This window comes from Rhizobium gallicum bv. gallicum R602sp (assembly GCF_000816845.1).
Lineage (GTDB): Bacteria > Pseudomonadota > Alphaproteobacteria > Rhizobiales > Rhizobiaceae > Rhizobium > Rhizobium gallicum.
Genome location: NZ_CP006880.1, coordinates 1576647 through 1592033, shown reverse-complemented (window position 1 = coordinate 1592033; position 15387 = coordinate 1576647). Strand labels below are relative to the sequence as shown.

The following is a 15387-nucleotide window of genomic DNA, read 5'->3' as shown; positions in this document are numbered from 1 at the left end:
CCATGGCGCAATTCTTTATCGGCGTCGATGTAGGTACAGGCAGCGCGCGCGCAGGGGTCTTCGACGAACACGGCATTCTGCGGGCGGCTGCAAAACGTCCCATCACGATCTGGTATGAGGCAGGCAGCATCGTCGAGCAATCGAGCGAGCAGATATGGAAAGCAGTCTGCGACAGCGTCAAGGAAGCTGTCGCAGCGGCGGAAATTCCACCTGCAGCTGTTGCCGGTCTGGGTTTTGATGCCACCTGTTCTCTCGTTTCAGTGACGGCCGACGGCGCCCCGGTCGCCGTTGGTCCCTCCGGCGACCCCAACCGAAATATCATCGTCTGGATGGATCACCGTGCCGCCGGTGAAGCTGCGGAAATCAATGTCGGAGACCATAAGGTCCTGCGTTATGTCGGCGGGCGGATCTCCCCGGAAATGGAAACGCCGAAGCTTCTCTGGCTGAAGCGCAATCTGCCGGCCTCCTTTGCCGCTGCCGGTCACTTCTTCGACCTTGCGGACTATCTGACCTGGCGCGCAACAGGCTCGCTCAGCCGGTCGGTCTGCACGGTCACCTGCAAATGGACCTTTCTTGCCCACGAGAACCGTTGGGATGCACGGTACTTCGAGGCGATCGGGCTTGAGGAATTGGCAGCCGAAGGCTTTTCAAGGATAGGCACGGACATCGTCGATCCCGGCACGGCGCTGGCAAATGGGCTCACCGAACAAGCCGCTGCCGATCTCGGATTGACGGTCGCAACGCCGGTCGGAGCTGCGCTGATCGATGCGCATGCGGGGGGTGTCGGCACGCTCGGCGGGGCCGAGGCAAGCGGCCATTCGGATGTCAGAAACAGGCTTGCCTACATCTTCGGTACATCCGCCTGCTCGATGGTCTCAAGCGACAGCCCAGTATTCGTAAATGGCGTCTGGGGACCGTACTTCTCGGCCATGGTGCCAGGGCTCTGGCTGACGGAAGGCGGGCAGTCAGCGGCAGGTGCTGCCATAGACCATCTTGTGACGATGCATCCCGCCTCCGGTGAAGCACAGGCGAAAGCGGACGCTGCGGGCATGCCTCTTGTTACATGGCTTGACGGGCAAGCCACTAAGATGTGCCCGGAGCTTGGGCGCGCCGTCGAGCTTGCCAAGTCTCTTCACGTCGTGCCGGAGTTTCTCGGAAACCGGTCACCGCATGCTGACCCCGGCGCGCGGGCAGTCGTCGCCGGCATCGGACTTGATACAGATATTTCCGACCTGATTTCCCTCTACATCGCCGGCCTCTGCGGCATCGGCTACGGCCTCAAGCAGCTCCTGGAAAAACTGGCGCAGGACGGCATTGCGCTTGACCTGATCGTTGCCAGCGGTGGTGCGGCGCAAAGCAATCTCGTGCGCCAGCTTCTGGCCGATACGACGAATCTGCCGGTGGCAATCGCCGACACCGAGGAGCCTGTGCTGCTTGGTGCGGCAATGCTCGGGGCCGTCGCTGGCGGACATCATCCTTCCCTGCCCGAAGCGATGAAGGTGATGTCGCGTCTCTCCAAAACCTTCCATCCGACCGGTGGTGCGATTGCGGCTCTGCACACAAACAGGTACCGGGCTTTTGAACTGCTGCAGTCGGCAGACCGGAATGTCCGTTCGCTTTCATTGACCGGCGATTGATCGCGCCGCTGCTAAAGACAGAAGGCGATGTCTATCGGGAGCGGCTCATTACGATCAAGAAAAACGGGCCGCCGGCGAGAGCTGTCAGCAGACCTGCCGGTATCTGCCACGGAAAAATGATGGTTCTTCCCATCCAATCGGCCGCGATCAATATGAGTGCACCGTAAAATGCAGAAGCGAATATTTCGCCGGCCGGTCTTCGGAACCCCGTCATTCTCGCAAAGTGCGGCGCCATCAGCCCGACGAAACTGAGCGGTCCGATCAGCAGCGTGGCGAGGGCTGTCGGGATCGCGATGAGGCAAAGGAGGATGGCGCGAACGGCAACGACACCGAGGCCCAGCGAGCGCGACACGGTTTCGCCAAGCGGCAAGACGGCGAGCCAGCGGATCGTCAAAGGCGCGACGGATAGAAGAAGGATCGCGACAGCGGCTGCTGCTGTCGCCTGAGTTGGCGTTGCCCGGTAGGTGGATCCCGAGAGCCAGGCGAGCAGGAAGTCCGTCCTCGGATCGCCGCTTGCAAGAGCGAGAGCTGCGAGCGCGGAGGCAAGCGTCGTCACAGATGTCCCCGCGAGCAGAAGCTTCTCCGGCGAAAGGCGCTGCCGGCCAGCGACAAACATGACGAGCGCGAGCGTTGCGAAGGCGCCGACGCTTGCGGCCATTGCCAGCGAAAGCCGATCGATGCTGGAGGTGACGACAAAAAGCGCAAGCACGCCGAGGCTTGCCCCACCTGAGACACCGATCACTTCGGGAGCAGCCATGCTGTTTGCGGTCATCCGCTGAAGCAATGTGCCGCAAACTCCAAACATGGCTCCCGCCGCAAGCGCCACGCCGATCCGTGGCAACCGCAATTCGGCCAATTGACCGATCTCTGCTGCCGCGATGGAGCCCCAGCCGTTTGCACCCTTTCCAAAGAAAAAAACAAGGCCTGTCGCAACGACAAGTGCCACGGCAAGCAGAAGAAGCGCCGGCATTTTGTGAGGAGCGACGGCAGCGAATGTGCCCTCTCGGCTGTCCAGGGACACGGTCTTCGAACGAAGCAGGAAGAAGAACAGCAGGGGTGCTCCGAGAAGTGCTGTCGCAGCGCCTGCGGGAAATGCCATCTCCTTGAAGTGGAACTGGATCAGTTGATCGACCAGCCAAAGCTGCGAGGCGGCAATCAGTGGCGACCAGACCATGCGCTGCAGCAGCGTCCTTGCGCCAGCGATGCGCGCGAAGGCAGGGGCTGCGAGTGCAATGAAGCTTATGACGCCGACTGCCGCAACGACGAATGCGCTCATTGCTACTGCGATCGAAAGACCGATAAGCCTGATGGCTGCCGGCCTGATGCCAAGGCTACCGGCACTTTCATCGCCCGCTTCCAGCAGCCGCAAGGGCCGCAGGAACATGAATGCAAGGACACTGCAAACAGTAATCTGCGGAAGCAGCGCCCGGATGACGGCGTCGCCGTTCTGGATCAACGATCCGCTCTGCCAGATAAAAAGCTCCTCGGTATACTCGCGATTGATGGCCATGAGCAGGGCGCTCGCCGAACCGCAGGTCAAACTGACGACAAGCCCTGAGACAATGACGGCGACTGGCGAAAATTGCCGGCGCTGTGCGAGCAAAAAGACGAGGAACGTCGTCAACGCACCGCCCAGGAGCGCGATGACACCACGTCCGTTTTCGAGCGCTACGGGGGCGTAAAGCGTTGCGATGGTCAAGGCGAGCCCAGCGCCGGCATTCGTGCCGATGGTCGTTGGCTCTGCCAGTGGGTTGCGAAGCAGATGCTGGATCAGGATGCCGGAGAGCCCGAGGCCCAGGCCGGCGAGGATGCTGACCGCGACACGCGGCATGAAGGCGTGGCGGAAAAGCAGTTCCTGCGATTTCGCATTGTCGGTTTCGACAAGCGCGGACCACCAGGCGGAAAGCGGCAACAGCCGTTCGGCTCCGGCAATAGTCAGGGCCATCGCGGTGATCGCGGGGATGGCGACGAGCAGCATGAGTTTCCAAAAGCCGCTGCTTTCCGCCGATATCGGCTGATCGATGACCATCATGCCTGCACGACGTTTTCGATCAAGTTGGCGAAACGGGCGGCAGCGGCCAACCCACCGAAGGGCCACACCGGGGGAATCGTTGCAACATTTCCAGCTCTGACACAGGGCAGGCTGGTCCAGAGCGTACTCTGCACAATGCGGATGCGGATATGCGCCGGGATCGGATCGAGCAAAACCAGATGGGCATTACCGATTGTCGTAAGCGCATCGATGCCAACGATTGAAAATCCCCATTCCGATGTCCGGCCGGTCCACGCGTTGACCAGCCCGATGCGGTCAAACACGTCTTGGAACAGGCTGCCTCTTCCATAGACCCGCACGTGGCGGTCGTCGAACATGCTGACGATCGCGATCGGACCGGCCGGGCGGGTGCGAAGAGCATCCCTGGTATCATTGATCGTGCGCAGGGCTTGGCTGACATGCTCCCGCGCTTCCTCCTGCCGTCGCAGAAGAGCGCCGAGTTTTACGGTTTCGGCTGCCGCCTGAGCAAGCGGCGTGCTCTTTCCGTCATAGAACGGAACGCTGAACACCGGCGCAAAGTGCGCAAACATTGTTTCATCAATCCCGTAGCCATAGGCGCCTGCGATCAGATCGGGACGAAGCGCGCTGATCACTTCGAGGTTCGGTTCGCCGCGGGCGCCGAGATCAAATGTCGACAAGGGCAGTGCGGGCGCAGCGACCCAGTCCCGATAGCCTTTGAGATCGGCAACCGCCAATGGCTGCACGCCGAGCGACATGAACATTTCGGCCGATGTCCATTCGAGGCAGACGATGCGTCGCGGCGGGGATGCGAAGGCCGCCGGTGCGAAAGCCGATGCGGCTAGCCCGCCGAATAAAGTCCGCCGGGTAAACATTACCAACGGTATTTCACCGAGCCGACGATCTTGCGGCCCTCGCCGAAAAAGCATCCGGCCGTTTGCGAAAAGCACGAGGCCACATAGCGCTTGTCGAAGAGATTACTGACGTTCAGCTGGAACTCGTAGTCTTTCCACTGGTAATTTGCGGCAAGGTCGACAAGTGTAACGCTCGCAACCTTGAACGAATTCGCATCGTCGCCATAGGTCGATCCGATGTAGCGGATGCCTGCGGCTAGGCCGAGACCCTCCAACGTGCCGCGCTGGAGCGTGTACTTTGCCCATAGAGACGCGCGATGGCGAGGCACGCCGTAAGGCGTGTTGCCGCCGGTTCCCTCGGTATCGTCCATGATCTCGGTATCGAGATAGGCATAAGCAAGCTTGATATCCCAGCCCTCATCGAGGCTTGCGACGCCTTCGAGTTCGACGCCGCGGGAGCGGATTTCTCCGGTCTGCACCGCAGTACTTCCTTGATAGCGAACGGCATTGTCTTTCGTCAGATCAAAGGCCGAAAGCGTCACGAAGCTGTTATAGCCTTCCGGCTGATACTTCACGCCGACCTCGTATTGCCGCCCTGTTTCGGGATCAAAGCTCGGATCGTCAAGCACCGGCATGAACGAGGTCGAATAGCTGGCGTAGGGCGCAAGACCGTTATCGGCCAGATAGACAAGGCCGAGGCGGCCGGTAAAGGCACGATCGGATTTGTCCGTGCGGCTTCCGTCAAACTGCTCGAGCGTTTCCATTCGCGCCCAGTCGTGACGGAGGCCGCCCGTCAGCACGAATTTGTCGAACTTGACCTGGTCGTTCACGTAAAGGCCGAGCTGATGCTGTGTCGTCTTCGCGTCTGTATAGACATCAAGTGCTGGCAGCGGCGAGCCGTAGACCGGATTGAAGACATCAATTGGATCGACATCGGCATAGGTGCCCCAGTCTTTGAAATGTGTATACTGATAATCAAGCCCGAAAAGCATCTTATGCGCAAGCGGACCGGTGTCGAACATTGCCTCCGCCTGATTGTCGATCGCAAAGCTTGCCAGCTGCGATCGGCCTTCGTCGGCATAACGCATGAGGGTGCGTCCGTCGGCGGCGAGTCCGTTGCCAAAAACCCCTTCCTGTACGTTTTTCAGATAGGAATAGCGCGCGTTCTGCCGGAAAGCCCACGTCTCGTCGATTTGGTGCTCGAACGCGTAGCCAATCGTCGCAATCGTCAGGTCATAGCGGTCAAAATCCGGTTCGCCGACAAACCTGTCGCGTGGAATTTCGCCATTCGCGTTCGGCAGGACGGTTCCGGATGCAGGCAGAAACTGGATGCCCCAACCGGTGAAGTCCTTCTGGTATTTTGCAAAGACCGTCAGGCTCGTTTCGTCGTCCGGCGCCCATTTGACGGAGGGTGCGAGGTAGACGCGATCGTCGTTGACGAAGTCCACATGTGTGTCGCCCTTGCGGCCAAGACCCGTTAGGCGGTAGCTGAATACCCCGTCTTCGGTGATCGGACCACCAATATCGAATTGTGCTTCGTAGCGGTCGAAGCTGCCGGCGCTGAGGCCCACTTCGCCGAACGCTTCGGCAGTCGGGCGTTTGCTGGAGTAATTGATGATGCCGCCGGGGCTGTTCTGGCCGTAAAGTACGGAAGCCGGACCGCGCACAAGCTCGATGGCTTCGGCGCCGTAAGTCTCCAGCGACAGGAAGGAGGCGAATTCCGTTCCCTTCGAATGCAGGCCATCGACATAGAAGATTTCGTCGGAGACGTTAAAGCCGCGGATTTGCAGCCCATAGCCGCGAGTATCCGATCCATTATTCTCGCCGGCGACGCCTGCGCTGTAACGCAGGGCCGCATTCAGGGTTTCGGCGCCTTGCGCGTCGATCTGGTCCGCCGTGATCACGGACACCGACTGCGGCGTTTCGATCAGCGGGGTATCGCTCTTGCCGGCTGCGCGCCCGGCTTTGGCAACGTAACCTTCCTCTTCGAATATGCCGCTGCCGTATGCACCGCCGCCATCCCCTTGGATGACGACAGGCTGCAGCACCGTCACTGCCTGATCCTGCGCAAGCGCCGGTAGAAAAAAGCCTGCGCTGCATGAAAGAGAAAGAATGGTGCGGCCAAGCGCGGAACGAAAGGACATCGCTGCTCCCCAGGCAAAATCCGATATCGAAATGAAATGCTGGTGGCTGGGGCGCAGGGGCCGTGGCTTCCGTGCCCGACACCTATTAAAGTTGCCAGTCACTGTCAACTTTCAGGCGGGAAGTTTCCGCCCTTCGAACTTGCAATCCAGAACTATTGGGCCACCGCCACGAGCCGACCGGATCGTTGCTGCATCACATCCATTCGGACATTGTAGATCTTATCGAGTTCGGCAGGTCTCATGATTTCCGCCGGTGTCCCCCGTGCAATCAAGCGCCCGGAATGCAGCGCGACGATTTCGTCGCAGAATCGCGCCGCCATGTTGACGTCGTGAAGCACGGCGATGACGCTGAGGCCCTTCTCGCGCGAAAGTGTCTGGGTCAGCGCCAGCACTTCGAGTTGATGGCCGATGTCGAGTGCTGAGATGGGTTCGTCAAGCAGTAGGCAATCGGCATCTTGGGCTACAAGCATCGCCAGCCAAACGCGCTGGCGTTCTCCGCCCGACAGCGTATCGACAAGCCTGCCGGCCACTGAGGCGGTGCCTGTCAGTTCCAGCGCCTCGCAAACCTTGGTGCGATCCGCTTCTGCGAAGCGGCCGAGCGCACCATGCCAGGGGTAGCGGCCGAGCGCGACAAGCTCCTTGACAAGCATCCCCGGCGCTGCCGGCGTTTGCTGCGGCAGGTAGCCGAGGCGGCGGGCAAAGGCGCGGCCCGGCCATTCGGCAAGCGCCTTGCCTTCCAAGCGTATCGTGCCGGAAGAAGGCTGTTGCTGGCGGGCGAGAAGCTTCAGCAGCGTCGATTTTCCGGAACCGTTATGGCCGATCAACGCGACCGTTTTTCCGGCTGCAAAGTCCAGCGTCAGCGGGTGCAGCAGGGTACGGCCTTCGATGACGAAGCCGACGTCTTGAAGAGAGAGCATGGAAGCGGTGCCCGCGTCGGAACCTTTCGCCTCGGTGGCAGTTGCCGGTTTCTTATCAACATGCAATGTCATGCACAGCGCCCTATTGGCTCTCGTCAAAAAATATGAGAGTGCGGATCATGTTTCGCATCAATGCGCGCTTATCGTCAATGCCGCCGTTTAAGCTCACTCCCTTCAAAGGTCGAAATGCTCCGCCGTTTCTTTTCCTATTACAGGCCCTATCGCGGCCTCTTCGTGCTGGATTTCAGCTGCGCGATCATCTCGGGCCTGCTCGAGCTCGGCTTTCCGATGGCTGTGAAGCTGTTCGTCGACCGGCTTCTGATCGGCCAGGACTGGCTGCTCATTTTATTGGCATCTGCCGGTCTTCTGGTGGTTTATGTGATCAACACCGGCTTGATGGCGATCGTCACCTATTGGGGCCATATGCTCGGCATCAACATCGAGACCGACATGCGCCGGGCGGCCTTCGACCATCTTCAGAAGCTCTCCTTCAGCTATTACGACAATCAGAAGACCGGCCATCTGGTCGGCCGTCTAACCAAGGATCTCGAAGAGATCGGCGAAGTGGCCCATCACGGTCCCGAGGATCTTTTCATTGCGGTGATGACGTTTGCAGGCGCACTGATCTTGATGCTGACTGTCAATTGGCAGCTCGCGCTCATCACCGCCATCATCGTGCCGCTGACGGCGTGGGTGACCAGCCGTTACGGAACCCGGATGACGAGGAATTCGCGGGCCCTCTTCGGGCGCGTCGGCGATTTCAATGCCCGGATCGAAGAGAGCGTCGGCGGTGTCAGGGTCGTGCAGGCCTTCGGCAACGAGGACCATGAACGGGCTCTCTTCGAAAATGACAATCAAAGCTACCGGAGGACGAAACTCCAAGCCTACCGCATCATGGCTGCCAGCACATCGCTGAGTTACATGAGCATGCGGCTGACGCAGATGATCGTGATGATCGCCGGCAGCTATTTCGTTCTGGCGGGCGAGCTGACGGCCGGTGGCTTCATTGGTTTCCTGCTTCTCGTCGGCGTCTTCTTCCGACCCGTCGAGAAGATCAACTCGGTTATCGAAACCTACCCGAAAGGCATTGCCGGTTTCCGGCGGTTTACCGAACTGATCGACACAGAACCCGATATCGAGGATGCGCCCGACGCGATCGAAGTCGATCATTTGAGGGGCGAAATCGCCTATCGCGACGTGTCTTTCGCCTATAGCAGCGGCAAGGCGGCGCTTAAGCATGTCAATCTGACGATCAGGGCAGGCGAGACGGTTGCATTCGTCGGCCCCTCTGGCGCAGGAAAGACGACGATATGCTCGCTGCTGCCACGCTTTTATGAAGTCGGCGACGGGGCCATCTCGGTGGACGGCATCGACATCCGCCATATGAAACTCGCCTCGCTCAGACGTCAGATCGGTGTCGTGCAGCAGGATGTCTTTCTGTTCGCAGGAACGATTCGCGAAAACATCGCCTATGGAAGGCTGGACGCCGGCGAAGCCGATATTGTCGAGGCCGCTATGCGCGCCAAGCTTGACGACATGATTGCGTCGCTGCCAGACGGGCTGGATACGATGATCGGCGAACGCGGCGTCAAATTGTCGGGCGGCCAGAAACAACGCCTGGCAATTGCCCGCATGTTCTTGAAGAACCCGCCGATCCTCATTCTCGACGAGGCGACGTCGGCGCTCGATACAGAGACCGAACGTCAGATACAACGATCGCTGGCCAAGCTTGCCGAAGGCAGGACGACGCTGATTATCGCGCACCGGCTGGCAACAATACGCGACGCGGACCGGATCGTTGTCGTGGACGGCTCACGTGTTGTGGAAGAGGGTTCGCATGCCGAGTTGCTAAAGCGGCGCGGCCATTACAGGCGCCTTTACGATGCCCAGCTTGCCAGCAATTCTTGACCGCGGCCATGAGGCGGTTGCCGTCTCGACAGTCGTGGCGAAGCGAATTATCTATAAAAAATGACCCATCACAGTGACGAGACAATTGCCGTGCGGATAAGCCGCGTCCTTGCTGACCGGATCGTGACAGGACAGCTCGCACCCGGCTCCAAACTCAAGCAGGATCATATCGCCGAGGAATTCGGCTCCAGCCATGTACCGGTGCGTGAGGCACTTCGGCGGCTGGAGGCGCAGGGGCTTGCGATCAGCGAGCCGAGGCGAGGCGTCCGCGTTGCGTCATTCGATCTTGCAGAAGTGCAGGAAGTAGCGCGCATGCGCGCCGCGCTCGAAGTCCTGGCGCTTCGCCATGCGGCTCCCCACCTGACGCCGTCCATCCTCGACCAGGCCGAATGCGCCACCCTTGAAGGCGACCAGGCCGTTGATGTTCGCGGCTGGGAAGCGGCAAACAGGCGCTTTCACCGGCTGGTGCTTTCGCCTTGCGCGATGCCGCGGCTCTTGGCGGCAATTGATGATCTGCACGCCGCGAGCGCGCGGTTTCTTTTCGCAACGTGGAACTCGGGCTGGCAGACACCCAAGGACCGCGATCATCGAGCGATCCTCGGTTTTCTTCGCGAAGGAGAAACCGAACACGCGGCCACCGTCCTGGAGCGGCATGTCCAATGGATCGGCCGGCGGCCGGCAAGAAGCGGCGCGGCCCCTGACGCCGAGCGTTTCGCGATCGTCGGCTGAGCAGGCGGTTTTCCCATCGCTGCAATCTGTCGCTAAGCGGAAAATCCACCTCCGCTCTTGCCTTATGTTGCGCTGCATTATTATAGATAAAGCTGGAAGATATCTATATCGCAAACGCATCCATAAGGGAGGACCTCGTTCGATGCAGGCTGAAACGGCTGATCTGAAGGGTGCATACGAGATTGCGGAGCCTCCCATCCCTCGGTATCGGGCGGATGCAGCAGAAATTATCTATAATTTGCCGTTCAACGATCTTCTTTTTCGTGCTCACGGTGTTCATCGCGAAAACTTCGATCCGAACGCTGTCCAGATGAGCCGTCTGCTGTCCATCAAGACCGGCGGCTGCGCGGAGGACTGCGGCTATTGCAGCCAGTCGGCCCATTATTCGACCGGGCTCAAGGCCTCGAAGCTGATGGAGGTCGAACGTGTCCTTGCTGAAGCGCGCAAGGCAAAGGAGGGCGGCGCGACCCGCTATTGCATGGGCGCTGCATGGCGCAGCCCGAAGGATCGCGACATGGATGCGATCGCTGCCATGGTGAAGGGCGTCAAGGCCCTGGGCATGGAAACCTGCATGACGCTCGGCATGCTGACGCCGGCACAGAGCGCTGCGCTCGCGCAAGCGGGGCTTGACTATTACAACCACAATATCGACACCTCCGAACGCTTCTACGGCGAGATCATAACCACGCGGACATTTGCCGACCGTTTGCAGACACTGTCGAATGTTCGTGACGCCGGCATCAAGGTCTGTGCGGGCGGCATCCTCGGGATGGGTGAGACGGCCGCCGACCGCATCGCGATGCTGGTGACGCTTGCCAATCTGGCCGTGCCTCCCGAAAGCGTGCCGATCAACATGCTGATCCCTATCCCGGGTTCGAAGCTTGCCGACGCCGAACCCGTCGATCCGATCGAGTTCGTGCGAACGATCGCTCTGGCCCGCATCTTGATGCCGGCCTCGCACCTGCGGCTTTCGGCGGGACGCTCCGATATGAGCGATGAGATGCAAGCCCTCTGTTTCTTCGCTGGTGCCAATTCCATCTTCGTCGGCGATACCCTTTTGACAGCCGACAATCCAGGGGAGGACGACGACAGCGCACTGTTTCGCCGCCTCGGTCTGAAGCCGATGGAACTGGACGGCGGGGAGACGGCCCCATGAGGTTTGCGGGCCTTGCCCGCTACGAGCGGACACTGGCCGGCCTTGAACGGAAGGGCCGCGCCCGGGCGCTGATCGGCCAGAGCGGCATCGATTTCACGTCGAACGACTATCTGGGGCTTGCTCAATCGGAGCGCCTTAAGAACGCGATTGCCGAAGCGATCGGGCGCGGCGTTGCGGTCGGGGCAGGGGGGTCGAGGCTGCTGCGGGGCAATCATCCCGAGCACGAAGCGCTTGAGGAGCAGGCAGCCACATATTTCGGAACCGAAAGGGTCGTCTATTTCGGCAGCGGCTACGCGGCCAACTTCGCTGTCTTTTCGACCCTTCCGCAGCGCGAGGACATCATCATCCACGATGCCCTGATCCACGCAAGCGCGCATGAGGGGATCGCGGCGAGCAAGGCACGCGCGATGTCGGTCGCCCACAACGATGTTGGCGCCTTCGATGAGGCGATCAAAAGATGGCGCCGGTCAGGCGGCACTGGCAGAGCCTGGATTGCCGTCGAGAGCCTCTATTCCATGGACGGCGATCGCGCACCGCTTGCTCAACTTGCAAGCATTGCGAATGCGCATGACGCCTTCCTGGTCGTGGACGAAGCGCATGCAACCGGTGTCTTCGGGCCGGGGGGACGCGGTTTTTCGGCAGGTCTGGAAGTGCAAGACAACCTCATCGTCCTTCACACCTGCGGCAAGGCGCTCGGCGTTGCCGGAGCGCTGCTTTCTGCAAGCGCTGTCATTTGCGACTACCTCGTCAACCGCGCCCGCGGTTTCATCTATTCGACGGCGCCTTCGCCGTTGATGGCGGCTGCGGTTGGCGAAGCGTTGCGCGTTCTCGGGGACGAGCCGCAGCGGCGCGCGGAGCTCGACAAGCTGCGGGCTTTTGCAAACTCCGCACTTGCGGCTGCGACCGGTGCCAAAGGCAGCGGTTCCCAGATCCTGCCGGTGATGATCGGCGACAATGCGCGCGCCGTCGCAATTGCCGCGCATATGCGCGACCAAGGCTTCGACATCAGGGCAATCCGTCCGCCGACCGTGCCGGAGGGGACAGCGCGGCTGAGAATCGCAATCACGCTTAACGTGAATTCCAGCATGATTTCCAGCATGTTCGAGCAGCTTGCAGCCGTCCTGGCGGATCAGGAGCGGTCATGACGGAGGCTTGCGTCGTCACCGGAACGGACACCGGGATTGGCAAGACGTGGTTCGCCGCCGCCCTGACGCAGGCACTGGATGGCTATTACTGGAAGCCGGTGCAGGCGGGTCTTGAGGAAGAGACTGACAGCCAGGCTGTCGCACGGCTGGGCGGCATTTCTCCGGCACGGATCATCCCGGAGGCTTACAGACTGAAGACACCAGCATCTCCGCATCTCTCTGCCAGCCTCGATTGTGTATCGGTCGCGCCCGAGCGACTGAGCCTTCCTGAAACCGACCACCCTCTGGTCGTGGAAGGGGCCGGCGGCCTTTTGGTGCCGCTTACGGACCGGCTGTTGTTCGCCGATGTTTTTGCCCGTTGGCAGATCCCTGTCATTTTGTGCGCGAGGACAACGCTTGGAACGATCAATCATACGCTGCTGTCGCTAGAGGCGCTGAAGCACCGTGCGATGCCGATCCTCGGTGTTGCCTTCATCGGTGACGAGAACGCCGAAACGCAGCGGGTCATCGCCGAGATCGGAGGCATCCGGTCGCTTGGCCGCCTGCCGTGGTTGTCTGGTCCAACGCCCCAGACACTGCAGGAGGCTTTCGCCGAAAACATCGATATTGGACACATCAAGGCCGCCCTGACATGACGCATTCTCGCGTATGGCATCCCTTCACCCAGCACGCGCTCGAACCGCGCATGAAGCCGATCGTTGAGACGGCGGGCGCCTACCTTATCGATGAGGACGGCAATCATGTTCTTGACGCGATCTCATCCTGGTGGGTGATTACCCACGGCCATCGGCACCCTGCCATCATGAGCGCAATTGGCGCCGCCGCTGGGCGTTATGACCAGCTCATCTTCGCCGAATATACGCATGCGCCGGCCGAAGAGCTGGCTGAAGGGCTGATCGCCGTTGCGCCGCGCGGTCTGGCCCACGTCTTTTATTCCGACAGCGGATCGACCGCAGTCGAGGTCGCACTGAAGATGGCGCTCGGTTTTTTCCACAACAAAGGCGAGCGGCGCAATCGCATCGTCGTCATGGAACATGCCTATCACGGCGATACAATCGGCACGATGTCGGCCGGTGAGCGCGGTGTGTTCAACGCTGCCTACGAACCGCTGCTCTTTGCCGTTGACCGGCTGCCTTTCCCAGAGGCCGGCCGCGAGCAGGAAACTCTTGATGCCTTCGAAAGCTACTGCAGGTCGGGCGAAGTCGCAGCTCTTCTCATCGAGCCGCTCGTCCTCGGGGCGGGCGGCATGAAGATCTATGCGCCGTCGCTGCTTGCGAGCCTCAAGGAGGTTGCCGAGCGTTGCGGGACGCTTCTCATTGCCGATGAAGTGATGACCGGTTGGGGGCGCACTGGAACGCTTTTTGGCTGTGAGCAGGCAGCGATCACCCCGGATATCCTGTGTACGTCGAAAGGCCTGACGGGAGGTGCTTTACCGCTGGCGGCAACGTTGTGCACGGCGGAAATCTTCGACGCGCACCTCTCCACTGACCGCCGCAGAACCTTCTTTCATTCGAGTTCCTACACAGCCAATCCGATCGCCTGCGCAGCAGCGGTTGCCAATCTGTCCGTCTGGCGGGATGAGCCGGTGCAGGCGCGTCTTGAGGCTCTCTCGGAAGCGCATCGGGCACATCTGACCCGCTTCTCGAACGACCTGCGGTTCCGCAATGTTCGGCAGATCGGAACGATCGCGGCTCTTGATCTCGATGTCGAAGCGGGCGGATACTTGGCAGAGGTCGGGCCGAGGCTGCGCGCTTTCTTCCGCGAGCGTCACCTGCTCATCCGGCCGCTCGGCAACGTCGTCTACCTGATGCCGCCCTATTGCATCACGGCCAAGGAGCTCGATCGCGCCTATGAAGCGATCGAAGAAGCCGCCTTTCACTTCAGGGTGTCGGCATGACGGCGGCGAGGGCTTCGCGACTGGCGGGCTTCGGGCACAGTGTGCCGGCGCGACGGGTCGAAAACGGCGAGATTGAGAGGGCTCTTGGGCTGGAACCCGGCTGGATCGAACGCCGTACAGGCATTCGTGCCAGGCACTGGGCGCAAGAGGGCGACACTTTGAGCGGGCTTGCGGCCAGTGCCGGGGCCATGGCCCTTAGCGATGCCGGCGTCGACCGGGCCGAAATCGCCTTGACGCTGCTTGCAACCTCGACCCCTGACCATTTGCTGCCGCCGTCAGCGCCGCTGCTTGCCCATCGCCTCGGTCTTGCAAATTCCGGAGCGATCGATCTTGCAGGCGCCTGCTCGGGCTTTCTTTATGCGCTGACACTTGCCGACGGCTTTGTTCGAAGCCAGGCAAGACCGGTACTTGTCGTTGCCGCAAACATCTTGAGCCGGCGGATCAACCCGGCCGAACGCGCGAGCTCGGTACTGTTTGCCGACGCAGCTGGTGCGGTCGTGCTTTCACCATCGGTCGAGCCCAACACCGGTCTCCTCGGCGTCGATCTTACGTCCGATGGAAGCGGTTACGACCTGATCTCGATCGCTGCCGGCGGCAGCAACCGCCCGTTTGCGCCGGGGATGAGGGCGGAGGACTTTCTCATGACGATGCGCGACGGACGTGAGGTGTTTTCGCGTGCTGTCGAGATGATGACGGCTTCTTCGCTGCGGGCGCTCGAGCGCGCGGCCATGATCACGCCGAATATCAGCCGGTTCGTGCCGCACCAGGCCAATACGCGAATCTTCACCGCCGTGGGCGAGAAACTGGGTATTTCGGACGCCAAAACCGTCAGCACAATTGCCGACTTCGGCAATTCATCTGCCGCGACCATTGCCCTGTCACTGTCGATTGCCAAGGAGAAACGGCCGTTTGCATCGGGCGAGGCGGTGCTTCTAACGGCTGCGGGCGCCGGATTGACCGGTGGTGCCTTGGTTTTGGGATTTTGAGAG

Annotated in this window: 12 protein-coding genes; 8 read left to right on the top strand and 4 right to left on the bottom strand. The window is 60.7% G+C overall.

Translation table 11 applies throughout. The features are described 5' to 3' along the window. Positions 1–2 precede the first annotated feature (2 nt). Positions 3–1637, top strand: a complete 1635-nt coding sequence (locus tag RGR602_RS30505) for an FGGY-family carbohydrate kinase (RefSeq protein WP_040115713.1) — start codon at positions 3–5, stop codon at positions 1635–1637. A 31-nt stretch (positions 1638–1668) separates the two neighbouring features. Here RGR602_RS30505 and fhuB read toward each other — a convergent pair whose 3' ends face one another. The 4 genes from fhuB to RGR602_RS30485 form a co-directional block, all read right to left on the bottom strand. Continuing rightward, positions 1669–3666, bottom strand: coding sequence for a Fe(3+)-hydroxamate ABC transporter permease FhuB (gene fhuB / locus RGR602_RS30500; RefSeq protein WP_063856037.1), 1998 nt, complete (start codon positions 3664–3666; stop codon positions 1669–1671). Continuing rightward, positions 3666–4523 carry an ABC transporter substrate-binding protein gene (locus RGR602_RS30495; RefSeq protein WP_063856024.1) on the bottom strand — a complete coding sequence of 286 codons (858 nt, stop codon included), beginning with the start codon at positions 4521–4523 and terminating at the stop codon, positions 3666–3668. The genes fhuB and RGR602_RS30495 overlap by 1 nt, the downstream gene beginning before the upstream one ends. Continuing rightward, positions 4523–6646: a TonB-dependent siderophore receptor gene (locus RGR602_RS30490; protein ID WP_052451813.1), complete on the bottom strand. Its 2124-nt coding sequence runs from the start codon at positions 6644–6646 to the stop codon at positions 4523–4525. The genes RGR602_RS30495 and RGR602_RS30490 overlap by 1 nt, the downstream gene beginning before the upstream one ends. A gap of 152 nt (positions 6647–6798) precedes the next feature. Next, positions 6799–7563, bottom strand: coding sequence for an ATP-binding cassette domain-containing protein (locus RGR602_RS30485; RefSeq protein ID WP_040115712.1), 765 nt, complete (start codon positions 7561–7563; stop codon positions 6799–6801). Between the two features lie 186 nt (positions 7564–7749). Between RGR602_RS30485 and RGR602_RS30480 the strand changes: the two genes are divergently transcribed. The 7 genes from RGR602_RS30480 (at position 7750) to RGR602_RS30450 (ending at position 15384) form a co-directional block, all read left to right on the top strand. Next, complete coding sequence (locus RGR602_RS30480) at positions 7750–9471, top strand: ABC transporter ATP-binding protein (protein ID WP_040115711.1); 1722 nt, start codon at positions 7750–7752, stop codon at positions 9469–9471. A gap of 60 nt (positions 9472–9531) precedes the next feature. Further along, complete coding sequence (locus RGR602_RS30475; protein WP_040115710.1) at positions 9532–10200, top strand: GntR family transcriptional regulator; 669 nt, start codon at positions 9532–9534, stop codon at positions 10198–10200. Positions 10201–10363: 163 nt separating this feature from the next. Further along, positions 10364–11356 (top strand): biotin synthase BioB, encoded by a 993-nt coding sequence (gene bioB / locus RGR602_RS30470; RefSeq protein WP_040116615.1) that lies wholly within the window; start codon positions 10364–10366, stop codon positions 11354–11356. Beyond that, complete coding sequence (locus tag RGR602_RS30465; RefSeq protein ID WP_040115709.1) at positions 11353–12501, top strand: 8-amino-7-oxononanoate synthase; 1149 nt, start codon at positions 11353–11355, stop codon at positions 12499–12501. The genes bioB and RGR602_RS30465 overlap by 4 nt, the downstream gene beginning before the upstream one ends. Beyond that, the gene (gene bioD / locus RGR602_RS30460; protein WP_040115708.1) at positions 12498–13136 is read left to right on the top strand and encodes a dethiobiotin synthase; all 639 of its coding nucleotides are present in this window, start codon (positions 12498–12500) and stop codon (positions 13134–13136) included. Before RGR602_RS30465 ends, bioD begins: the two co-directional genes overlap by 4 nt. After that, a complete protein-coding gene (locus RGR602_RS30455; protein ID WP_040115707.1) occupies positions 13133–14398 on the top strand; it encodes an adenosylmethionine--8-amino-7-oxononanoate transaminase in 1266 nt (421 codons plus the stop codon). The genes bioD and RGR602_RS30455 overlap by 4 nt, the downstream gene beginning before the upstream one ends. After that, on the top strand, positions 14395–15384 hold the full coding sequence (locus tag RGR602_RS30450; RefSeq protein WP_040115706.1) for a beta-ketoacyl-ACP synthase III: 990 nt from the start codon (positions 14395–14397) through the stop codon (positions 15382–15384). Before RGR602_RS30455 ends, RGR602_RS30450 begins: the two co-directional genes overlap by 4 nt. Positions 15385–15387: the final 3 nt, after the last annotated feature.